Raw genomic sequence first — 23,005 nt, forward strand, 5'->3', positions numbered from 1 at the left:
TATGGATACTCTAGGCTATTTGGGTCAGGGCTTCGGCGTCGCGCTGACCCCATACAATCTCGTGACCGCGCTGTGCGGCACCCTGATCGGTACCGTCGTCGGTCTGTTGCCAGGGCTGGGCCCGATCAACGGCGTGGCGCTGCTGATTCCGATCGCATTCGCCCTCGGCCTGCCACCGGAGTCGGCGTTGATCCTGTTGGCGGCGGTATACCTGGGTTGCGAGTATGGCGGCCGGATCAGCTCGATCCTGCTGAACATTCCGGGCGAAGCCTCCACCGTGATGACCACCCTCGACGGTTATCCGATGGCCCGCAAAGGCCTGGCCGGTGTAGCGCTGTCGCTGTCGGCGTGGAGCTCGTTCATCGGTGCATTCATTGCGACGTGCGGCATGGTGCTGTTCGCCCCGCTGCTGGCGAAATGGGCGATTGCCTTCGGACCGGCGGAGTATTTCGTGCTGATGGTATTTGCGATTGTCTGTCTCGGCGGCATGGCCGGCGACCGACCGCTCAAGACCTTCATTGCGGCACTGATCGGTCTGTTTCTGTCGAGCGTCGGGATCGATGCCAACAGCGGCGTATACCGTTTCACCGGGGATAACATTCACCTGACGGACGGCATTCAGTTCGTCGTGCTGGTATTGGGCCTGTTCTCCATCAGCGAAATCCTCCTGCTGCTGGAAAAAACCCACCGCGGCCAGGAAGCGGTGAAAGCCACCGGGCGCATGATGTTCAACTTCAAGGAAGCCTCGGCGGTGTTCGTGGTGAACATCCGTTGCGGTTTGCTGGGCTTCATCATGGGTGTGTTGCCGGGTGCCGGTGCGACATTGGCCAGCGCTGTGGCCTACATGACCGAGAAACGTATTGCCGGCGCCAAGGGCACGTTCGGACAAGGCGATATGCGCGGTCTCGCGGCTCCGGAAACCGCCATCGGCGGCGCCGCCTGCGGTGCACTGGTGCCGATGCTGACCCTCGGCGTTCCGGGTTCGGGCACCACGGCGGTGATGATCGGCGCGCTGTCGCTGTACAACATCACCCCTGGCCCGCTGTTGTTCCAGCAGCAACCGGACATCGTCTGGGGGCTGATCGCGTCGTTGTTCGTCGCCAACGTGATGCTGGTGATCCTCAACATTCCGATGATCCGCATCTTTACCCGCATCCTCGCCGTGCCAAACTGGGCGCTGGTGCCGGTGATCGCGATCATCACCGGGATCGGTGTCTACGCGGTGCATGCCACCACGTTCGACCTGTTCCTGATGATCGGCATCGGCATCTTCGGCTACATCCTGCGCAAGCTGGACTTCCCGTTGTCGCCGGTACTGCTGGGTTTCATTCTTGGAGGTCTGATGGAGCAAAACCTGCGTCGTGCCCTGTCGATTTCCAACGGTGCGCTGGAAATCCTCTGGTCGAGCCCGATCACATTCGGTTGCTGGGTGTTGACTGCAATCATGTTGCTGATGCCGCTGCTGCGTATCTGGCGCAAACGTTCGGTCGCCCGGCGCGCTATCGCCGATGTCTGACCGCACCCCGTTCAAAAGCTGGTGGGGAACACCGCTGGTCGGTCTGCTGGGCGGTTACCTCGCCAGCCAGATCGGCTGGCCGCTGCCGTGGATGGTCGGCTCGTTGCTGGCGATCATCCTGGTGCGCTGCCTGACTCCCTGGCAATTGGCGGAAATCCCGGGCGGGCGCAAGTGCGGCCAGTGGATCGTCGGCATCGGCATCGGCCTGCACTTCACCCCGGTGGTGATGGAGCAGGTGTTGAGCCACTTTGGTCTGATCTTCTTCGGTGCGTTGGTCACCAGCCTGTCCGCGGTGGTCGGGGTCTGGTTGATGCGGCGTACCGGAGAAGACCGCGCCACCGCATTCTTTTCCAGCATGCCCGGCGGCTCCGGGGAGATGGTCAACCTTGGCGCCCGCAACGGCGCGGTGCTCAGCCGGGTTGCGGCGGGGCAGAGTTTGCGGGTGTTGGTGGTGGTGCTGTGTGTGCCGGCGGCCTTCAAGTATCTGTTGGGCGACGGTGCGCCGATCTTGCATCCAACGACCGTCAATTGGTGGTGGCTGGCCATTCTGTTTCCGGCGGGCGCCCTTGCCGCCTGGATCTGGGAGCGGCTGCGACAACCCAATCCCTGGCTGTTCGGACCGTTGCTGGTGACTGCGACGGTGAGCATTGCCTGGGACCTGCACATCGGTCTGCCCAATGGCGGCAGTCAGATTGGCCAGTGGCTGATTGGCAGCGGGTTGGGGTGTCACTTCAATCGGCAGTTCTTCCGGCGGGCGCCGTCCTTCATGGGCCGAACCCTGCTCGGCACGGTGTTGACCATGTTGATCGCGACCCTGGCGGCATTGGGTTTGAGTGCACTGACTCAGCTGGATCTGCGCTCACTGACCTTGGGCATGATGCCCGGCGGGATCGCCGAGATGAGTTTGACGGCAGAAACCCTGCAATTGTCGGTACCGTTGGTGACGGCGATGCAGGTGATGCGGTTGTTGTTTGTATTGTTTCTGGCGGAGCCGTTGTTTCGGTATTGGAACCGGGAGCCGGATTGTCCCTGATAGACCGAGTCGCCTTCTTCGCGGGCAAGCCTCGCTCCTACAGGATTTCGGCTAGTCGCGGGTTTGCGTCCGGCACAAAATCTGTAGGAGCGAGGCTTGCCCGCGAAGGCAATCTTCAGACCGACGGCAATCGCCACTCGATCGGCGTCTCGCCATTCTGTTCCAGAAACTTGTTCGCCCGGCTGAAGTGCCCGCAGCCGAGGAAACCGCGATAGGCGGACAACGGCGAGGGGTGGACCGAGGTCAGCACCAGGTGTTTGGTGGCGTCGATGAGTTTCTGCTTGCTCTGGGCATGCGCGCCCCACAGCAGGAATACCAGATGTGGCTGATGCTCGCTGACCACTTCAATAATCCGGTCGGTAAAATATTGCCAGCCCTTGCCCGCATGGGCGTTGGCATTCGCGCGTTCCACGGTCATGGTGGTGTTGAGCATCAACACGCCCTGCTCTGCCCAACTCTGCAGATAGCCGTGATTGGGAATGTCGATGTTCAGGTCGCGCTTCAACTCTTTATAGATGTTCACCAGCGATGGCGGCGCCGGTACGCCCGGTTGCACTGAGAAGCACAACCCATGGGCCTGACCCGGGCCGTGATAAGGGTCCTGACCGAGGATGACCACTTTGACCTTGTCCAGCGGCGTGGAATTGAGCGCGTTGAAGATCATTGGTCCGGGAGGATAGATCTCTTTGCCCGCCGCGCGCTCCTGTTGCAGGAATGTGCGCAACTCTGCCATGTAAGGCTGGTCGAATTCGGCACGCAGTGCCTCCTTCCAGCTCGGTTCGAGTTTGATACGGTCGTCAGCAGTCATGGTTACATCCGGCAAAAACAATGGGGCGAACCCTAGGAAAGCCCATCACGCTTGTCAATTGATCTGACGCAGATCCGGCACTTTCCTATAGAGCGATCATACTAAACGCTCAATTTACCGATCGAGGTCACGATGAATCTGCACTTCGAAGAACTCACCGGCACCGACGGCGCACGCATCGGCATCGCCAGCCTGGATGCCGAAAAATCCCTCAACGCCCTCTCCTTGCCGATGATCAACGCCCTGCGCGATCAACTGGACGCCTGGGCCAAGGAGCCACAGATCGTTTGCGTGCTGCTGCGCGGCAATGGCACTAAAGCTTTTTGCGCCGGCGGGGAAGTACGCAGTCTGGTGGAGGCGTGTCGCGCCCTTCCCGGCGAAGTGCCGCCCTTGGCTGCACACTTCTTTGCGGCAGAATATCGCCTCGACTTCAACCTGCACACCTACCCGAAACCGCTGATCTGTTGGGGGCATGGTTACGTGCTGGGCGGTGGCATGGGGCTGCTGCAAGGGGCGAGCATTCGGATCGTCACGCCAAGCAGCCGGCTGGCGATGCCGGAGATCGGCATCGGCTTGTACCCGGACGTCGGCGCCAGTTGGTTTCTGTCGCGGTTGCCCGGCAAGCTCGGATTGTTTCTCGGCCTGACCGGCGCCCAGATAAACGGTCGCGATGCGATCGATCTGGACCTCGCCGACCGCTTCCTGCGCGATGATCAACAGCATGAGTTGATCGAAGGTTTGCTGCAATTGAACTGGCAGGAACAGACAGCCATGCAGCTCAACAGCCTGCTCAAGGCCTTGCAGCAGGAAGCGATCACGCAGATGCCCGAGGCGCAGTGGTTGCCTCGACGCGAGCTGATCGACGAACTGCTGGATGTCAGCGACGTTCGTTGCGCCTGGAAGGCCATCAGTGCGCTGCGCGATCATTCCGACCCGCTGCTCGGTCGTGCCGCCAAAACCATGGCTGAAGGCTCGCCCCTGACCGCTCATCTGGTGTGGGAACAGATCGTTCGCGCCCGGCATCTTTCGTTGGCTCAAGTCTTTCAGATGGAATACACCATGAGCCTCAATTGCTGCCGTCATCCGGAGTTCAGCGAAGGTGTGCGGGCGCGGTTGATCGACAAGGACCAGAAACCTCATTGGCACTGGCCGGACATCAATACTGTGCCGGAGGCGGCGGTGGAGGCGCATTTCCATAAGGTCTGGGAAGGACGGCATCCTCTGGCGGATTTATCGGAATACTGAAAATTCAGGCACAAAAAAAGCGGCGCTTCATGCGCCGCTTTTTTATTGAGTGTTTACCAGCGATTGCCACGGCCATCCCGATCGCCATCACGGTGATCGCCCCTACCGCCACGATGATCCGACCTGCTGTGGCCTCGATAGTCATCACCCCGACCGCTGCGGTGACGGCCATCCCAGCCCCTACGGTCATGACGGTCCCATCCACGATTCTGATAGCCGCGGTAGTCGTAATAGCGCGGTGCCGATTGATAAACCCGCGGCTGGTGGTAATAACGCGGCGTTGGTTGGTAATACCGTGCAGGCGGTGAGTAATACCTGCTCGGGGCGGAATAGTAACGGCTATCGGAGTAGTAAGACCCGCCACCGGAGTAATACGGCGCTGGGGACGTGTAAACCTCGGAACGGTAGTAGCTGTCTCCTCCGTCGGAATAGGGTACGCACGCACCAAGAAACAATCCCAATAGAGCAATCAGCAGAATTTGGTGGAGCTTTTTTTGACAGAGCATGGCGGCCTCCTGGACCGCGAGTGAGCCATACCAGCGACGCTGGCAGGCGACAGTCAATTGTTCACAACTGTCGAAAGATCAGACAGTGAATTCGGAATCTGGTGCGTTCCTGTAACACGTTGAAACAAGTAGCCGATGAAAGGTTTTTCATCTTTCCCATAAGAAAAACGGCGCATCCGGAAACCCAGACGCGCCGCTGCATTCATGATGCTGATCAACGGTGCCCGCGATAGTGTCCGCCGCGATGGTAATGACGGGGACCACTGAAATAATAGTAACGATAGCCGCCGTAAAAACGCGGGCCGCCGTAGTAGTAAGGTGAGTAGTAATAGCCAGGATAGTAATAGGGTGTCGGATAAATATCGGCGCCACCTGCATAGTAGTAACAGCCGGACAGGCCCAAACCAAAAAACACGCTGAGCAACATTTGGCGGAGCTTTTTTTGACAGAACATGGAGGCCTCCTGAAAGACCTGCAACAGCAGTCGACTGACACCTGTTTGGACTTTCAAACTTGCACCGAGTGCCAGACGGTATCGGCCTTCAGATCAGCGGCCAGCGCGTCCACCTACGGTGCATGGGTGTGCGCCAACGCACCATGACAAGGCAAGGCGCATCACCCCTTTATCCGCCCTCTTCCCTGCATGCCCCCACCCAGAGGGCTCAAGCCGACTTGGCACGGCTCTCGCTTAACCAAAGGCGTGCAGGAGTCATCACAGGTTCGCGGCACCACAATTTGCAATGGCTGACTAGGGTTCCGGCTCGCTTAGGCGAGTGGCTGGTCCGAGAGTTGGCGACCTCCAGTTGAGGTTACACGGCGGGACAAAAGCCCGGGAGACAAGCCACCGTTCGCGGTGCCGCTGCCTTCCTGTCCGCCCTTGATCAACTGGAGAACCATCCCATGTCCCGACTTCGTTTACCCACCCTGCTTGCCGCTGCTTTTGCAGCCCTCGTGAGCGTCTCGTCCCAAGCCGCACAGAAAGACCATTTCAGCGTCTGCTGGACTATTTATGCCGGCTGGATGCCCTGGGAATATGCAGGCAGCCAAGGCATCGTCGACAAATGGGCGAAAAAGTACGGCATCAAAATCGATGTGGTGCAGCTCAACGATTACGTCGAATCCATCAACCAATACACCGCCGGCCAGTTTGACGGCTGCACCATGACCAACATGGATGCGCTGACCATTCCGGCTGCCGGTGGCGTCGACAGCACAGCACTGATCGTCAGCGACTTCTCCAATGGCAACGACGGCATCGTGCTCAAAGGCGAAGGCAAGAAAGTCGCCGACCTCAAGGGTATGGACGTCAATCTGGTTGAGCTCTCCGTCTCCCATTACCTGTTGGCCCGTGCTCTGGATTCGGTAGATCTCACCGAGAAAGACCTGAAAGTGGTCAACACCTCCGACGCCGACATCTCGGCCGCCTTCAACACCGCCCAGGTCAACGCCGTCACCACCTGGAACCCGATGCTCTCGGACATCAAGGCCAAGCCCGGCGTGACCGAAGTCTTCAACTCAAGCCAGGTTCCCGGCGAAATCATGGACATGATGGTGGTCAACAGCGCCACCCTCAAAGACAACCCGGCCTTGGGCAAAGCGCTGACCGGCGCCTGGTTTGAAGTGGTGGAATTGATGAACGCCAAAAACGCAGCCAGCAAAGCCGCTCTCGAACACATGGCCAAAGCTTCGGGCACCGATCTGGCCGGTTTCCAGGCGCAACTCGACACCACCAAGCTGTTCGCCACCCCCCAGGAAGCCTTGGCGTTTTCCACCAGCAAGCAACTGCCCGACACCATGCGCAAGGTCGCCGAGTTCTCCTTTCAACACGGCTTGCTGGGTGAAGGCGCCAAGGACACCAGTGCCATCGGCATGGCCTTCGCCAATGGCGTGACCAGCGGCGACAAGACCAACCTCAAGCTGCGCTTCGACCCGAGCTATGTGCAGATGGCTGCCGACTCCACGTTGTAACAACGGAGGACTAGGCCATGCGCCTGATCAATCGCCACCCGGATCGCCCGAGTCGCCTGCTGTTGGTGATCCTGCCGTTCGCCCTGGTGTTGTTTGCCTACTTCATGGGCTCGGCCGATCGGCTGATGGACAACCCCAACGACAAACTGCTGCCCAGTGCCGTGCAGATGACCGACGCGGTGAAACGCCTGGCCTTCACCGCCGACACCCGCACCGGTGAATACCTGCTCTGGCAAGACAGCGCCGCCAGCCTGCGACGGCTGGCCATCGGCCTCGGCATCAGTGCATTGGCCGGGCTGTGCCTGGGCATCGCCGCCGGAACCCTGCCGCTGTTCGGCGCACCTTTGTCGCCGGTACTCACCGTGCTGTCGATGGTGCCGCCACTGGCGATCCTGCCGATTCTGTTCATCGTGTTCGGGCTGGGGGAGTTGTCGAAAGTGATGCTGATCGTGATCGGTATCACCCCGTGCCTGGCCCGGGACCTGGAACAGCGCGCCCGGGAGATTCCGGTCGAACTGCTGATCAAGGCCCAGACCCTCGGCGCTTCGACCTGGACGCTGATACTGCGCGTGGTGCTGCCGCAATTGTTGCCGCGTCTGCTGATCTCGCTGCGACTGATGCTGGGTTCGGCGTGGTTGTTCCTGATCGCTGCCGAAGCCATCGCCTCCACCGATGGTCTCGGCTACAGGATTTTCCTGGTGCGCCGCTACCTGGCGATGGACGTGATCCTGCCTTATGTCGTGTGGATTACCCTGCTTGCCTGGCTGATGGACTGGGGCCTGAAACGCCTGACCCAGCGTGCTTTTCCTTGGTATGAAGGAGCGCGGGTATGAGCTTCATCACGGTGAAAAACGTCTGGCAGCAATACGCCGATCAGGTAGTGCTCGAAGGTCTGAACCTGAACGTCAACGAGGGCGAGTTCTGCACCTTGGTCGGTGCGTCAGGTTGCGGCAAATCGACTTTCCTGCGGCTACTGCTGGGCCAGGAACGGGCCAGTCGCGGCGAGATTCTGTTGGACGGCCAGGCCCTGGCCAGCGAACCGGATGCCAGCCGCGGCGTGGTGTTCCAGCGCTACTCGGTGTTCCCGCACTTGAGCGTGCTGGACAACGTCGCCATCGGCCTCGAACTGCCGCGCTCGCCCTTGCTGGGGCGGTTGTTCGGCAGCGCCAAACGCGAGGCGCGGGAACAGGCTTCGGTGCTGCTGCACAAAGTTGGCCTCGGTCACTCGCTGGACAAATACCCGGCGCAGCTCTCCGGCGGTATGCAGCAACGGCTGGCAATCGCCCAGGCGCTGATCATGAAGCCGCGCGTGCTGTTGCTCGACGAACCCTTCGGCGCGCTCGATCCGGGCATCCGCAAGGACATGCACGGCTTGCTGCTGGAACTGTGGCGCGAGACGCAGCTAACGGTGTTCATGGTCACCCATGACCTGTCCGAAGGTTTCAGCCTCGGCACCCGTTTGCTGGTGTTCGACAAGGTCCGCATCGACCCGCACGCCCCCGGCGCCTATGGCGCACGCATCACCTACGACATCCCTTTGAACAGCGACCGCCGCGCCAATCGCGCCGCCGTCGATGCCTTGCCGGCTCAGTTGGCAGGCACGCTTCGCACCGCTTAAGAGGATTTGCACATGACTGATTCGACCCAACTATTTCCGCCCTTCGCCGAAGAAATGCTCCCCGGCGGCGGCCATCGTTCCTTCGTTCTGAAACGCGGCCAATTACTGCGCCTGACCGATCTGCGCGGCGGTGCCAACGTCAGCCTGACGCTGCTCAATGCGCGTGAAAAAACCGAACGCCTGAACCTGCCCGACAGCCTCAAATGCCAACACACCGCCAAGCTCACCACTGGCCATTGCCTGTACTCGGACATGGGCCGCGTATTGGCGGCAATCACTGCCGACACCTGCGGCTGGAGCGACAGCCTCGGCGGCGTGCTGTGCGCTGAAGAGGTCGCGCAAAAGTACGGCGCGGGCCGCTATCAGGAACTGCGCAACGGCTTCTTCCGCAACGGCACCGACAACCTGTTGGTGGAACTGGGCAAATGGGGGTTGGGCCTGTCCGACCTGCTGATGACCCTCAACCTGTTCAGCCGTGTGAACGTCGATGAGACCGGGCATTTCCACTTCGTCGAAGGCCATTCCAAGGCCGGTGACTACATCGAGTTGTACGCGCCGATGGACACCCTGGTGGTGCTCACCGCGCTGCAACACCCGATGGATCCATCCCCCGAATACGCGCCGAAACCGCTGAAGCTCAGCTGGATGAACGCCGATCACAGTGTCGCCGAACACTGCCGCACCTCGCGCCCGGAAAACGAGCGCGGCTTCATCAACACCGACCGTCTGTTCGCCTGAGGATCGCTGCCATGTCACTCGCTATCGCCACCGCTGCCGTTACTACAAACAGACAACCAGAAACCGCGATCTACCGCGCCACCATCCCCGCCGGCGAACCCTGGTTGATGGAGGTCAAGGCCGGCCAGACCTTGCGCATCCTCGACCTGGAAGGCAATCAGGCCGTCGACACGTTGTTCTACAGCCTCGCCAATCCCAAGGAGCGCTATGACGTACAGCGCACGTTGCGTCGGCAGAACAGCGTCTACCTGAGCACTGGCAGCGTGCTCTATTCCAACCTCGGCAAACCGATGCTGACCATCGTCGCCGACACTTGCGGGCGTCACGACACCCTCGGCGGTGCCTGCGCCCAGGAGAGCAACACCGTGCGTTATGCGCTGGAGAAACGCTACATGCACAGCTGCCGCGACAACTACCTGCGCGCCTGTGCCCACGATGGTCGGCTGGGCAAGGGAGACATCGGGCCGAACATCAACTTCTTCATGAACGTGCCGGTGACGGCCGACGGTGGCCTGACCTTCGAAGACGGGATTTCGGCGCCGGGCAAATACGTCGACCTGCGGGCCGAGATGGACGTGATCGTGCTGATCTCCAACTGCCCGCAACTGAACAACCCATGCAACGCCTACAACCCGACGCCTGCGGAGCTGCTGGTATGGAACTGAAATTTTCGCGTTTGCGGCGGTGGTTGTTTGTCTTGTGCCAGGCCCGCTCCGGGCAGTGCCTAAAAAAGTAAAAACACCACAACCCAAATGTGGGAGCGGGCTTGCTCGCGAAGGGGCCGTCACATCCAGCATTGATGTCGACTGACACTCCGCTTTCGCGAGCAAGCCCGCTCCCACAGGGAGTCGGTGGTGTTTTTAAGTGAACTGATTCTGCCGCCGAGGACGACCTCAGCGCCTATCGAAAAACTGCGGGACGGCCCGCATCCCAGGTCGAGGCTGATGCTTTATCGCCTCCGGGGGTTATGCCATGTTCGAAAAAGTCCTCATTGCCAACCGCGGTGCCATTGCCTGTCGCATCTTGCGTACCTTGGGTGAATTGCAGATCAAGGGCGTTGCCGTTTACTCCGAAGCCGATGCCGCCAGCCTGCATATCCTGCAAGCCTTTGAATCCCACAGCCTCGGTGAAGGCGCGGCGGCTGGCACTTATCTGGCGGTCGACAAAATCCTCGCCATCGCTAAATCCAGTGGCGCCACGGCGATTCATCCCGGCTACGGTTTTCTCTCGGAAAACGCTGCATTCGCCCAAGCCTGCGAAGCGGCCGACATCGCCTTCATCGGCCCCACACCGGAGCAATTGCGGGTGTTCGGCCTCAAGCACACCGCCCGCGCACTGGCCAGGCAACACGGCGTGCCAATGCTCGAAGGCACCGAGCTGCTCGATAGCCTCGATGCAGCGTTGATAGCCGGCGAACAGGTCGGCTACCCGGTGATGCTCAAAAGCACCGCCGGCGGGGGCGGCATCGGTATGCGCGTGTGCCGCAGCGCCGGCGAATTGAGCGAATCATTCGAAGCCGTCAAACGCCTCGGTCAGAACAATTTCAGCGACGCCGGCGTGTTCATCGAGAAGTACATCCAGCGCGCCCGGCACCTGGAAGTGCAAGTCTTCGGCGACGGTCAGGGCGAGGTGCTTGCCCTCGGCGTGCGCGACTGCTCGGTGCAGCGGCGCAACCAGAAAGTCCTCGAAGAAACCCCGGCGCCGAACCTGCCCGAGGGCATGGCCGAGGAACTCTGTGCAGCGGCCATCAAACTGGCCAAAGCGGTGAATTACCGCAGCGCGGGCACTGTTGAGTTCGTCTTCGACAGCGATGCCCGGCGTTTCTATTTTCTTGAAGTGAATACCCGTTTGCAGGTGGAGCACGGCGTCACCGAACAAGTGTGGGGCGTGGATCTGGTGCGCTGGATGGTGGAACTGGCAGCCGGTGATTTGCCGCCGCTGCGCGAGTTGAGTCAGGGATTGAAAGCCGAAGGTCATGCGATTCAGGCACGACTCTATGCCGAAGATCCTGGCCGGGATTTCCAGCCGAGTCCCGGTCTGCTCACTGCCGTCAATTTCCCGGTTACCGATGGCAAACATCTGCGCATCGACACGTGGGTCGAGGCCGGTTGCGAGATCCCGCCGTACTTCGATCCGATGATCGCCAAGGTCATCAGCTGGGCACCGTCTCGCGAAGCAGCGCGCGTCGATCTGCATCAGGCTCTGGGCGACAGCCTGCTGTACGGGGTGGAAACCAACCGTGATTACTTGCGGCAGATTCTGCTCGATACGCCCTTTGCCAGCGGCCAGCCGTGGACCCGTTGCCTGGAAGATCTGGTCTATCAAGCCAACACCCTTGAAGTGCTCAGCGCCGGCACGCAGACCAGCGTTCAGGACTATCCGGGACGCCTCGGTTACTGGGCGGTGGGCGTGCCGCCGTCGGGGCCGATGGACAGCCGGGCACTGCGTCTGGGCAATCGCTTGCTGGGTAACGATGAAGGTGCAGCAGCGCTGGAAATCACCATGAGCGGGCCGCTGCTGCGTTTCAATTGTGAGGCAGTGGTGGCCGTCACGGGTGCGGTGATTCCGTTGATGCTGAACGGTGAGGCGGTGCCGATGAATACCGCACTGTTGATTCCCGCCGGTGCCACTTTGAGCCTCGGCACCATTGGCGGCGCAGGCGCGCGCAGCTATCTGTGCCTGCGCGGCGGCGTGCAAGTGCCGGATTATCTGGGTAGCAAAAGTACCTTCACCCTCGGCCAGTTTGGTGGCCATGCCGGTCGTGCATTGCGTGCTGGGGACGTATTGCATATTCCGGCCTTGAGCGACCACAGCGCCGGGCAACACCTGGCGATCCAGCACGTTACCGAGTTGCCCGCCGTGCGGCAGATTCGGGTGATCTACGGCCCTCACGGCGCCCCGGAATATTTCACCGAAAACTACATCGGCACCTTCTTCGCCACGCAATGGGAAGTGCATTTCAACTCCAGCCGCACCGGCGTGCGGCTGATCGGGCCGAAGCCGGAGTGGGTGCGGGCCGACGGTGGTGAAGCGGGATTACATCCGTCGAATATTCATGACAATCCGTACGCCATTGGCGCGGTGGATTTCACGGGGGACATGCCAGTGATTCTGGGGCCGGATGGCCCGAGCTTGGGCGGGTTTGTCTGCCCGGTGACGGTGATCGAGGCGGACCTTTGGCAGCTGGGGCAGCTCAAGGCTGGGGATAAGGTTCAGTTTTTGCCGGTCGATCTCAGGACCGCCCGCAACCTCGCCCTGAAATGGGATCAATGTGGGAGTGGGCTTGCTCACGAAGAAGTTGATGTGGTGCCTGATCTGGCCCCTTCGCGAGCAAGCCCGCTCCCACAGGGGATTGTGTCGCCTATGGTGTTGGATATTGGTCAGGGGGATACGCGGCTGGTTGCACGTCTGTCGGGCGACACTCATTTGCTATTGGAAATCGGTGCCCCCGAACTGGACCTGGTCCTGCGCTTCCGAGCCCACGCGCTGATGCAGGCGCTGGAAAGCAAAAACCTGCACGGCGTGATCGACCTGACGCCGGGCATTCGCTCACTGCAGGTGCACTACCAACCCGAACAGCTGCCGCTGGCCGATCTGCTGGGCATTGTCGCCGGTGAATGGGACGCGGTGTGTGCCGCCAAGGACCTGCAAGTGCCCTCGCGCATCGTCCATCTGCCCCTGTCCTGGGATGACCCGGCCTGCCAATTGGCGATCGAGAAGTACATGACCACCGTACGCAAGGACGCGCCCTGGTGCCCGAGCAATCTGGAGTTCATCCGCCGCATCAACGACCTGCCGAACCTCGACGAAGTGCAGCGCACCGTGTTCGACGCCAGCTATCTGGTGATGGGGCTGGGCGATGTCTACCTCGGCGCACCGGTCGCCACCCCGCTCGATCCTCGGCATCGCCTGGTGACGACCAAGTACAACCCGGCCCGCACCTGGACCGCGGAAAACTCGGTAGGCATCGGCGGCGCCTACATGTGCGTGTACGGCATGGAAGGCCCGGGTGGTTATCAGTTCGTCGGCCGCACCTTGCAGATGTGGAACCGCTACCGTGAGGTTGCGGCATTCGATGGCAAGCCGTGGCTGCTGCGCTTCTTCGACCAGATCCGGTTCTACCCGGTGCGCGCCGATGAACTGTTGCGCATTCGTCGGGATTTCCCGCTTGGGCGCTTTGATCTGAACATCGAACACAGTCAGCTGAATCTGGCGGATTACCAGGCGTTTTTGGCGAAAGAAGCCCAGAGCATCGCGGCATTTCGGGATCAGCAAAAAAGCGCGTTCAACGCCGAGCGAGAACGCTGGATCACCAGCGGCCAGGCGCATTTCGACAGCGAAGAGCTGGCCCCGGAAGTGACTGAAGAGGCACCGCTGGCCGACGGTCAACAGAGCGTCGATAGCCACATCGCCGGCAACCTCTGGCAGGTTCAGGTGCAGGCTGGCAGCCGGGTCGCGGCGGGGGATGTGCTGGTGATTCTGGAGTCGATGAAGATGGAAATCCCGCTGCTCGCGCCCATGGCGGGCGTGGTGCGCGAGATTCGCGTGCAACCGGGTTCGGCGGTGCGCGCCGGGCAGCGTGTGGTGGTGCTGGAACTCGACTCAAGCCATTGAACAAGGATTAACGCCATGAACATCAATCTGCAACTCGACGCCCTGTGCAACGCTTACCGTGACGGCAGCACTACGCCTCGCCAACTGCTGCTGAGCCTGCGGGAAAAAGCCGCGGCACTGAACCCGGACTATCATCTGTTCATCCATTTGCTCAGTGTCGAGGAGCTGGAACCGTACCTCGCCGCACTCGACGGTCGTGACCCAGGCAGCCTGCCGCTGTACGGCGTGCCGTTCGCGATCAAGGACAATATCGACCTAGCAGGCATTCCCACCACGGCAGCGTGCCCGGCGTTTGCCTATGCGCCGGAACGTTCGGCAACCATCGTCGAGCAACTGCTGGCGCTGGGTGCGATTCCGTTGGGCAAGACCAATCTCGACCAGTTCGCCACTGGCCTCAATGGCAGCCGCTCGCCGTATGGCGCTTGCCCGAACAGCGTGTTACCGGAGTATCCGTCGGGCGGTTCCAGCGCCGGATCTTCATTGGCGGTGGCACTCGGCGTGGCGAGTTTTTCCCTGGGCACAGACACGGCAGGTTCCGGCCGCGTACCGGCGGCACTGAATAATCTGGTTGGCTTGAAAGCCAGCAAAGGGCTGATCTCCACGGCTGGTGTGGTTGCGGCCTGTCGAACGCTCGATTGCGTCACGACCTTCACGGCCACGGCCCGGGAAGCCAGTCAGTTGCTGGCGCTCACCGCTCATCTCGATCCACGGGACGAATACAGCCGCAGTAATCCGCTGTGGAATGACGGCTCAGCCTTCGGCACACCGCGTCCATTTCGTTTCGGCGTACCCCGTGCACGGGATCTGGCGTTCTTCGGCTGCCCTGAAGGCCCGTTGCTGTTCGGCGACGCCATCGACCAGCTCAAAGCCTTGGGCGGCGAAGCGGTCGAACTGGATTTGTCGCCGTTTCTTGAAGCGGCGCGGTTGCTCTACGAAGGGCCGTGGGTGGCGGAGCGTTACAGCGTGGCCGGCGAGTTGATGGAGCAACATCCTCAAGCCGTGCTGCCGGTGATTCGCGCCGTATTGGCCAAGGCTCCAGCGGTGACCGGCGTGCAAACCTTCCGCGCCCAATACCGTCTGCAGGCTTTGAAAGCGTTGTGCGACAAAGCTCTGGAAGGCCTTGATTGCGTGGTCACGCCAACCATCGGCCGCCCGGTGACACTGGCGGAGCTTACGGCCGAACCGGTGCTGCGTAACTCGGAACTGGGCTACTACACCAACTTCATGAACCTGCTCGATTACGCCGCCGTCGCCGTGCCCAGCGGATTCATGGGCAATGGTTTGCCATGGGGCGTGACGTTGTTCGGACGGACGTTTACCGATCAGTATCTGTTGAGCGTGGCGGATGCCTTGCAACGTCAGCAAGGCTTGGCCGCGCCTGCGCCGACGAACATTGCACGCAATGATCGCGCACGGCTGGTGGTCTGCGGCGCGCACCTGGATGGGCTGGCGCTGAACTGGCAACTCCAGCTGCGTGGAGCCCGTTTGCTCGAAGCCACTCACAGTTCCCCCGACTATCGGCTGTATGCCCTGGCCGGCGGCCCACCCTATCGCCCGGGCATGGTCCGAGTGAAGGAAGGTGGCGCGGCGATTGCGGTGGAAGTGTGGGAGTTGCCGAGCAGTGAGTTGGGCTCGTTCCTGACCGCTATTCCGGCACCGCTGGGGTTGGGCAAGGTACAACTGGCGGATGGGCGTTGGGAGAGCGGGTTTATCTGTGAGCCCTATGGCTTGGAGGGGGCGGTGGATATCAGTCATTTGGGCGGGTGGCGTGCGTATCTGAACGATCGGCGTTGATTTCCAGGATCGCCGGCTTGCGCAGGAGTGCTTGCCGGCCGATCATGCGCGGTCTCTGGCCAGGCAAAACCGGCCGTAATCGAATGCCCCTTCATGAATAAACCTGACCTCTGCCCGGCTTGCGGCGCCTCCAACGACTGCAGCCTGGCTGACCCGCGAACCGTCGATCGTGCCTGCTGGTGCTACGGCGTCAGCATCGATCCGGCGGTGCTTCAGGCGTTGCCCAGGGAGTTGCGCGACAAGTCCTGCCTGTGCCCGGCCTGCGCCCAGGTCGAGATGCAGTTGCAAGCAGCCGCCGAGCCGATCACGTAAGATGCGCGGCGCTCTCCCACCGAATCCCCCCACCGAACCCTAGCCATGCGCGTTGACCGCTTCCTCAGCAACCTGCCCCGCTTCAACCGTAAGCAGGTACGCCTGTTGCTGGTGGAAAAGCGCGTCAGGGTCGACGGAGAAGTCGTCAGCGACCCCCACGCCGAGGTGCTCGAGTTCAGCCGAGTGGAAGTCGACGACGAGGTGCTGCAAGTTGGCAAGCCGGCCCGCTACTTCATGCTGCACAAACCACCCGGTTGCGTCAGTGCCACCCGCGACCCGCAACACCCGACCGTGCTAGACCTGTTCGATGAACCAGACAAGGAAGACCTGCACATCGCCGGTCGCCTGGACTTCAACACCACCGGCCTGATGCTGATCACCAACGATGGCAGCTGGTCGCGACGCCTGACCCAACCGCAGACCAAACTGCCCAAGGTCTACTACGTCGAGACCGAGCAGGACATCACTGCCGAATACGCGATCACCTTCGCCAAAGGGCTGTATTTCGCCTTCGAAGACCTCACCACTCAACCGGCCGAACTGGTCGTACTCGGGCCAAAATCTGCGCGCCTGAGCATCGTCGAGGGCCGCTATCATCAGGTTAAACGGATGTTCGGCCACTTCGATAACAAGGTGTTGCGCCTGCACCGTGAATGCATGGGTCCGCTGGTGCTCGACGACACATTGAAGCCCGGCGAATACCGGCCGTTGAGCAGCGATGAGATCCGAATGATCTAAGCAGGCGACCGCTCAGCAGAAGCCGCTGAAAATTTTACGAAAGATACTTGCGCGATGACGTGACCCCTGCTTGAATCAGGACGTCGGCGCGAAACGTGACCGACGAGTCACCAAAACTACTCTAAGAAACTTTTTGCCGGCAGAGAACCCTCAGGTTCCGCCTTCCCCCGGCAAACTGCCCGCTTATAACAATACCCGTCGACCGGCTTTCAATGGATCGACATGGGCCTTCAAAATTCCAGGCGTATGCCTACCTGTCACAAAGCTCGTGCAATCTGATTTGCGCGCATACCCGCTTGCCAGGAGTCTTATGTCATGAGGCCAGAAATCGCTGTGCTGGATATACAGGGTCAGTATCGGGTTTACACGGAGTTCTATCGCGCAGACGCCGCAGAAAAGACCATCATTCTGGTCAACGGCTCGATGTCCACGACTGCGTCGTTTGCCCAAACCGTGAAAAACCTTTATCCGCAGTTCAATGTGGTGTGCTACGACCAGCCCTACGCGGGCAAGTCCAAGGCTCACAACCTGCATGAGAAAATGCTGACCAAGGAAATCGAAGGGCAGATCCTCCTTGAGCTGATCGACCACTTCGCCGCCGAACACGTGCTGTCGTTTTCCTTTGGTGGCGCCGCCACGCTCGTCGCCTTGGCCCAACAGCCACGGCGCATCGAAAAGGCCGTGATCAGCTCGTTCTCGCCGGTGGTCAACGCGCACATGCTCGACTACCTTGAGCGCGGTGTCGATTATCTCGGCAGCCGGGACGGTAACCGGGTCGGTGACCTGGTGAACAGCACCATCGGCAAACACCTGCCCTCGCTGTTCAAGCGCTTCAACTACCGTCACGTCAGTTCGTTGGCCGAACATGAATACGGGCAGATGCATTTTCACATCAGCGACGTGCTCAACAGCGACCGCCAGTGCTACCTGAACGCGGCGAAGAAAATCAACGTGCCGGTGCTGTTCATGAACGGCGAATGGGACGAGTACACCGCCGCCGCCGATGCAAAGCTGTTCGCCGGTCACGTGCAGCACAGCACCTTCAGCACCCTGCAGGCCACCGGGCACTTTCTCGACATGGAGCACAAAGCCGCCTGCCGAGACAGCCGCAACGCACTGCTGGGCTTTCTGAAACCGACGCAACAAGAAAGCCGACCGCGTTACCACTACGTCCAGGACCACCATGCATTGGCAATCTGAAACAGAGTCATCGCGAGCAAGCTCAGCCCTGCAGCGTTAAGCGCATTCCTGCAGGAGCGAGGCTTGCCCGCGAATGACCGCACGCGGTCGATGCTTTCGTTTCACCCGTGCTAAAGCCATCGCGCGCAAAGAAAAACTTCATTTTCACGCGCACATCTGGTACAAAGTCAGCCGCTCTGAGCGGGTGTCGTATAATGGCATTACTCCAGCTTCCCAAGCTGATAACGAGGGTTCGATTCCCTTCACCCGCTCCACTTCCTTGTTCCAGCATGTTCCCGCATATCCCGGCGAGCAGCTGAAGCCCAGACAAACCGGCCTTCTGAGCCGGTTTTTTTGTGTCCGCATGATTTCCGTTGACGCCCCACACTAAAAAAAACACATAACTCTGATGTACAAAAAATGAAGCGTGCGGACATCAAAAAACGCCCTATTTCGGATACCGCACTCGCGAGCCTAGAGCCAGAGCCCCGGGAATATCGAGAGCTTGACGGTCACGGTTTGAACTTTCGAGTGAAACCGAATGGGCAGAAAGGCTGGTTACTTCGCCATAAAAAACCAGATGGTCGATGGGGCTGGCATGGTCTGGGGGCTTACCCTGACACTCCGGCCAAAATCGCACGTTCGCGCCCTTTGCTTTCCTTGGCGACATAGGCACGCCGAGCGATGCTCGCCCGACGAACTCGTTCCTCTGGATGTGGGCAATCAAGCGATGCGGGAAATTAGTCCCCCCGGATCAATCAAGCAGTTGCTTCATGACAAGGAAACTTACGTCTACGGCGATGCGGGTTACACCGGAGTGGACAAGCGCCGGAGCACCAGGGCCACAAAATGATCTTGTCGATTGCCGCCCGCCCAAGCAGCTATAAAAAGCATGCGAAGAAAAGTTTGATCGGTCGCATGCAACGCAAGATCGAATACGCGAAAGCATAGGTGCGGGTCAAGGTTGAGCATCCGTTTCGCGTGATCAAGCGCCAGTTCGGCTATACGAAAGTACGCTTTCGTGGCTTGTCGAAAAACATTGCTCAGCAAACGACGCTACTCCCGTTGTCGAACCTGCGGATGGTGAGAAACCGGTTGCTGGGTATGAGCGAGGTGCACCTGTAATGCGGACTAATCACCCCTGGAACAGCACGATTAGAGGAAAGATCTATGAGTTAACGGCAGGAAAGGTCTGTTTTTCGACCGACTCATGATTTTTTGAACCTCAACTAGCGAAAGCATGAAAAATCGGTGGGTACTTCAGACCTTCCTTAGGTCAATTTGTTTTTGGAAGAAACTCCTTCCGTACAGCTCGCGTTTTAACATGGTAAAAATACAATAAGCATGGGAAAAAGGCACATCCGATCAAAGCAGTGGCTATCATGAACAGACCAAGATGTTGCAGATCACTACCAAGCAAAGTTACTACGTAAATAGCCAGTGACCCGCAGGCTAATTGCAGTGCTCCCATCAGACCGGATGCTGCTCCAGCGCTTTTCGGAAAGTTTGTAATGCCACCAGCATAGGATAAAGGCATCAAAAAACCATTACCTAATGTCATAATCGCCATATTTATTAAGACAGGTAACGGGGAGGTCGTGTTATACAAACTACACAGGAATAAACTGCTAGCGCCGATGGTGAATAGAACATAGCCAACTGCTATCAAATGATTGATGGAATACTTTTGGATTAAATTGCGCGAAATAAGGTTCCCGACAATATAAGAAACTGCAACGCTGATGTAACAATAACTGATTACGGCAGGCGTCATCCCCATCGCGCTAAAAATAACTGGCGAAGCGGCCAAGTAGCCAAAGTAAGCAGCATAGGCAACACCTAAATTTACCGTGTAGGCTAAAAACAAAGTATTGATCAGCAACCCCGGATAATTTTTTATGGTTGCCAACAGCGCATGGTGCCGCTGGTATTTAGGGAAAGTTTCAGGGATTTTCGTAGCGACTAAAATCAGCGTTGCAATCCCGAGCGCAGCAGTAAATAGAAATGGCGCCCGCCAGGAAAAATGCAGGGTCAAATAACCACCAATAATTGGTGACAGCGCTGGCGAGGCGCCAACGATGGGCATAATCGTAGCAAAGACACGGCCAGCGGTTTTTTTGTCAAAGATGTCGGCGACAATCGCGCGGCCAATCACCACACCAGCACCAGCACCTAGAGCTTGCAATAGGCGGCCGATCGCGAATACCGTAACATTCTGCGCAGTCGCACAGGTAATTGATGCCGCCGTAAATAAAAACAGGCCACCAAGTACCAACGTACGACGACCATAAGCATCAGACAACGGGCCATAAATAACCTGCGCCACAGCTAAGCCAATCAAATAAATCCCAAAAGTCCGCTGTATCGCAGAAATTGGTGAATCTAATGCAATCGCAGCAACACCCATACCCGGTAGATTGATATCGGATGCAATCAAGCCACTAGCACTAAGTAATACTAGCGCCGTGAGTAAAATGCCATAAGGGATCTGAGTAGTTTGTTGACTCACCGCATTACCTCCGCATTAAGTAAAAAAGAATAATTTGTATTGCTTCCAGTAGGAGCAACTCAGATTTTTTTCAAAACCACCTCACTACATTTTTTTCTATATTTTTAGGATGTGCCATTACACATAGGCAAGGTTCCGACACGCTATCGCGCAAAGCGCTGATATAAGAACTCTCGGAAAGCCCAGTAATACCGATATCGGCTATGGTTTTAAAAGCCCCGTTCCTATATCCAATCTCAACCCAATCGACTCCACTTTTAACCATTTGCTGAATGTGTTATTGTGCATATTCAAGCGTGAAATTAAAATCATTCCGATAGCCGCCATCGCGTAACGTAACATCCAAATTCTGTATTTCAGCTTTCATATATATCCATATATAACTTCAAGACTCATTCAGCTCTAATAGTTAAAAGCAACTATACCATCAAGGGAGAATAAAAATTCAAGCGCAGCATCTTCCACTTGAAATCAAAATCTATTTCAAGGCTTTATAGGCGTTCTGCTGTCGCGAGTGCGTAGTCATAAACTATGATTTATTCATTCCACATCTGGGAACTTTATAAGTTTAAACATTAGTTGTATTTCGCTCACAATCTGCCCGATCCGTCGAATCAATTGAATTACCACTACAGGTATCTCGCTGGCAAGCCAGCGGTGACGGTCTTTGACCTACCCCTCAAATCGAAGTGTAATCGAGTTGCGCATACTTTAACGCCCACGCATCAGGACAACTTCGCTCACTCCAGCCTTGTTTCGAATAGCCGTCGCGCGCGTATAAGCGGAGGACTTGTACCATTCCTCCGCAATATCCAAGGACGGAAACTCAATAATCGCAGCTCTATCCAAGGACGCAACGCCCTCAATTTGGCGCATATCATTTCGACTAACCGCAGATATCACGCGACCTTGATATGGCTTTAGAGACGGAAGGACTAAGGATGCGTACTCCGTATACGCATCTGGATTGCTTACCTGAATAAAGAACACCGCATATCCAGGCTTGTTGGGGCTGGCCATTTCGGGTTGCGTCTGTCCCGACGCAATGTTAGCCGCGAGAGATGTCAAAGTGACAAACGCTAGAACTCCGCTGGCGATCATGCGACGGGGGCTCGACTTAGTCATTTTCATACTGACGTTCCTTTTCTGTTCAGTTGCAATCAACAGTCAGCATTGCAGAAAACGGTGATACAATCTAAGACTGATATGGACACATTTAAGACCATCCGAGCATCATATGGATTTTAAGTTACTTCGCGCCTTTGTCGTTGTTGCTGAGACCGAAAATGTCGGTCAGGCGGCTGAACGATTGCACATCTCACAGTCGCCGCTTAGTCGTCAGATTATGCAACTTGAAGCGCAACTTGGCCTCACCCTATTCGAACGATCACGCCAACGGGTCAGGCTGACAGACGAAGGTCGATTATTTCTTCTTGATGCACAAAATCTGTTGTCGCAAGCAGAGCGCGTCAAAGCTCACGCCCGTCGTCTCGCTCAGGGAGAATCCGGCACTCTTGCAGTCGGCTACGTCGAGGCCGTCATGCACGCTGAAGTTTTACCTCAAGCCCTCCGGCACCTGAGGGCGCAACGACCAATGTCTAACGTCACGCTTCATGCACTATCTTCCGCCGCACAGATCGAGGCCTTATACCGCCGAGTGATTGATGTAGGAATGCTTTATTCGCCACCCCATGATCCGGATATTCAGGTAGTAGAAGTCATGAGTGAGCCCGTGGTCCTTGCATTGGCGTCGGATCATCCATTGGCAGGTCAGCCCGATATTCGAGCTGATGATCTCGACAGTCTGCACTGGATCGCTCTAGCAGAAGCTCGGAATCCCGATGCCCGACGGCGCTTTATTGAAAACTGCCGATCCTCCGGCTTTGTACCGGACATCCAAATGGAGGCAGATGACCTACTAACCGCGCTCCGTCTTGTTGGCGCAGGGCTTGGAGTGACACTCGTTCAATCCAGCCTACGCGATGCTCTTCCAGGGCGGCTGACTTTCCGTGATCTCCCTTGGTTCCCCTCAGCGGTCAAGGTATACGCAATGTGGCGTAAAGACGATCCGAGACCACTCGTTGGAGCCTTCAAGAAGAGCCTTTCTGCATAGAGTGAGAGCCTGGGAGAGCAACGGAGTCACCCAGTTCCTGCGTTTTTTTGCACACCCACCTGTACACCGGAATATAAAAACACCCCAAACATCCCGTATTTTATGAATACTTCTGTTCCCTTCACCCGCTCCAATCGAATTTTTGTCTCACGTCAGTTTTTGACGGGGATGCAGGAACAGAAAAAACCGGCCTCGATGGCCGTTTTTTTTGTGTCTGGGGGTTTAGGGGCTTGCGCCAAGTCCTGCTGCCTCTCAGATCTTGACGTTGCCCGCCCCGCATGCTAGCGAATGCTATACTTCCTACGAATTGCATG

At 58.2% G+C, this 23,005-nt stretch carries 19 protein-coding genes, 1 tRNA gene, 2 pseudogenes and 1 riboswitch; of the genes and pseudogenes, 17 read left to right on the plus strand and 5 right to left on the minus strand.

Features of this window, described 5'->3' with window-relative positions:
• Position 1 precedes the first annotated feature (1 nt).
• Positions 2–1,516 carry a tripartite tricarboxylate transporter permease gene (locus KW837_RS20235; protein ID WP_192344354.1) on the plus strand — a complete coding sequence of 505 codons (1,515 nt, stop codon included), beginning with the start codon at positions 2–4 and terminating at the stop codon, positions 1,514–1,516.
• Entirely contained in the window at positions 1,509–2,549 is a 1,041-nt protein-coding gene (locus KW837_RS20240) for an AbrB family transcriptional regulator (protein WP_218398202.1), read from the plus strand. The genes KW837_RS20235 and KW837_RS20240 overlap by 8 nt, the downstream gene beginning before the upstream one ends.
• Positions 2,550–2,664: 115 nt before the next feature.
• On the opposite strand, the gene ung is transcribed toward KW837_RS20240, so the two are convergent.
• Positions 2,665–3,357 (minus strand): uracil-DNA glycosylase, encoded by a 693-nt coding sequence (gene ung, locus KW837_RS20245; protein ID WP_008074486.1) that lies wholly within the window; start codon positions 3,355–3,357, stop codon positions 2,665–2,667.
• A 132-nt stretch (positions 3,358–3,489) separates the two neighbouring features.
• Here ung and KW837_RS20250 point away from each other — a divergent pair, with 132 nt between their 5' ends.
• Positions 3,490–4,602 carry an enoyl-CoA hydratase/isomerase family protein gene (locus KW837_RS20250; protein WP_218398205.1) on the plus strand — a complete coding sequence of 371 codons (1,113 nt, stop codon included), beginning with the start codon at positions 3,490–3,492 and terminating at the stop codon, positions 4,600–4,602.
• Positions 4,603–4,655: 53 nt separating this feature from the next.
• Here KW837_RS20250 and KW837_RS28850 read toward each other — a convergent pair whose 3' ends face one another.
• Together KW837_RS28850 and KW837_RS20260 are read right to left on the minus strand one after the other, a co-directional pair.
• Complete coding sequence (locus tag KW837_RS28850; protein WP_225603452.1) at positions 4,656–5,108, minus strand: hypothetical protein; 453 nt, start codon at positions 5,106–5,108, stop codon at positions 4,656–4,658.
• A gap of 214 nt (positions 5,109–5,322) precedes the next feature.
• Entirely contained in the window at positions 5,323–5,562 is a 240-nt protein-coding gene (locus KW837_RS20260; protein ID WP_218398207.1) for a hypothetical protein, read from the minus strand.
• Between the two features lie 283 nt (positions 5,563–5,845).
• Positions 5,846–5,946: riboswitch (guanidine-I (ykkC/yxkD leader) on the plus strand.
• Positions 5,947–6,008: 62 nt separating this feature from the next.
• On the opposite strand from KW837_RS20260, the gene KW837_RS20265 reads away from it, so the two are divergent.
• The 13 genes and pseudogenes from KW837_RS20265 to KW837_RS20325 all read left to right on the plus strand — a co-directional run.
• Positions 6,009–7,076 (plus strand): putative urea ABC transporter substrate-binding protein, encoded by a 1,068-nt coding sequence (locus tag KW837_RS20265; protein ID WP_218398211.1) that lies wholly within the window; start codon positions 6,009–6,011, stop codon positions 7,074–7,076.
• A 17-nt stretch (positions 7,077–7,093) separates the two neighbouring features.
• Entirely contained in the window at positions 7,094–7,909 is an 816-nt protein-coding gene (locus KW837_RS20270) for an ABC transporter permease (protein WP_218398213.1), read from the plus strand.
• Complete coding sequence (locus KW837_RS20275) at positions 7,906–8,694, plus strand: ABC transporter ATP-binding protein (protein ID WP_218398215.1); 789 nt, start codon at positions 7,906–7,908, stop codon at positions 8,692–8,694. Before KW837_RS20270 ends, KW837_RS20275 begins: the two co-directional genes overlap by 4 nt.
• A gap of 12 nt (positions 8,695–8,706) precedes the next feature.
• Complete coding sequence (locus KW837_RS20280; RefSeq protein ID WP_218398219.1) at positions 8,707–9,432, plus strand: urea amidolyase associated protein UAAP1; 726 nt, start codon at positions 8,707–8,709, stop codon at positions 9,430–9,432.
• Positions 9,433–9,443: 11 nt separating this feature from the next.
• A complete protein-coding gene (locus KW837_RS20285; protein ID WP_218398222.1) occupies positions 9,444–10,097 on the plus strand; it encodes an urea amidolyase associated protein UAAP2 in 654 nt (217 codons plus the stop codon).
• A 307-nt stretch (positions 10,098–10,404) separates the two neighbouring features.
• Positions 10,405–14,046, plus strand: a complete 3,642-nt coding sequence (gene uca / locus KW837_RS20290; protein WP_218398224.1) for an urea carboxylase — start codon at positions 10,405–10,407, stop codon at positions 14,044–14,046.
• Positions 14,047–14,061: 15 nt separating this feature from the next.
• Entirely contained in the window at positions 14,062–15,840 is a 1,779-nt protein-coding gene (gene atzF / locus KW837_RS20295; RefSeq protein ID WP_218398226.1) for an allophanate hydrolase, read from the plus strand.
• 93 nt (positions 15,841–15,933) lie between these two features.
• Entirely contained in the window at positions 15,934–16,152 is a 219-nt protein-coding gene (locus tag KW837_RS20300; RefSeq protein ID WP_218398228.1) for a cysteine-rich CWC family protein, read from the plus strand.
• 45 nt (positions 16,153–16,197) lie between these two features.
• Positions 16,198–16,890, plus strand: a complete 693-nt coding sequence (locus tag KW837_RS20305; RefSeq protein ID WP_218398230.1) for a pseudouridine synthase — start codon at positions 16,198–16,200, stop codon at positions 16,888–16,890.
• 315 nt (positions 16,891–17,205) lie between these two features.
• Positions 17,206–18,090 (plus strand): alpha/beta fold hydrolase, encoded by an 885-nt coding sequence (locus KW837_RS20310; RefSeq protein WP_218398232.1) that lies wholly within the window; start codon positions 17,206–17,208, stop codon positions 18,088–18,090.
• A 180-nt stretch (positions 18,091–18,270) separates the two neighbouring features.
• Positions 18,271–18,344: transfer RNA gene (locus KW837_RS20315), tRNA-Gly, on the plus strand.
• Between the two features lie 145 nt (positions 18,345–18,489).
• Positions 18,490–18,717: pseudogene (locus KW837_RS20320) on the plus strand (Arm DNA-binding domain-containing protein); the annotation flags it as partial.
• A gap of 109 nt (positions 18,718–18,826) precedes the next feature.
• Positions 18,827–19,194 (plus strand): annotated as a pseudogene (locus KW837_RS20325) (transposase); the annotation flags it as partial.
• A gap of 151 nt (positions 19,195–19,345) precedes the next feature.
• On the opposite strand, the gene KW837_RS20330 reads toward KW837_RS20325, so the two are convergent.
• Together KW837_RS20330 and KW837_RS20335 are read right to left on the minus strand one after the other, a co-directional pair.
• Positions 19,346–20,578, minus strand: coding sequence for a multidrug effflux MFS transporter (locus tag KW837_RS20330; RefSeq protein ID WP_218398233.1), 1,233 nt, complete (start codon positions 20,576–20,578; stop codon positions 19,346–19,348).
• Positions 20,579–21,289: 711 nt separating this feature from the next.
• Entirely contained in the window at positions 21,290–21,709 is a 420-nt protein-coding gene (locus KW837_RS20335) for a DUF1330 domain-containing protein (protein ID WP_192344340.1), read from the minus strand.
• Between the two features lie 106 nt (positions 21,710–21,815).
• On the opposite strand from KW837_RS20335, the gene KW837_RS20340 reads away from it, so the two are divergent.
• Positions 21,816–22,691 carry a LysR family transcriptional regulator gene (locus tag KW837_RS20340; protein WP_192344339.1) on the plus strand — a complete coding sequence of 292 codons (876 nt, stop codon included), beginning with the start codon at positions 21,816–21,818 and terminating at the stop codon, positions 22,689–22,691.
• Positions 22,692–23,005 lie beyond the last annotated feature (314 nt).

The sequence above is a fragment of the Pseudomonas sp. PDM24 genome (genome assembly GCF_019218905.1).
Classification (GTDB): Bacteria; Pseudomonadota; Gammaproteobacteria; order Pseudomonadales; family Pseudomonadaceae; genus Aquipseudomonas.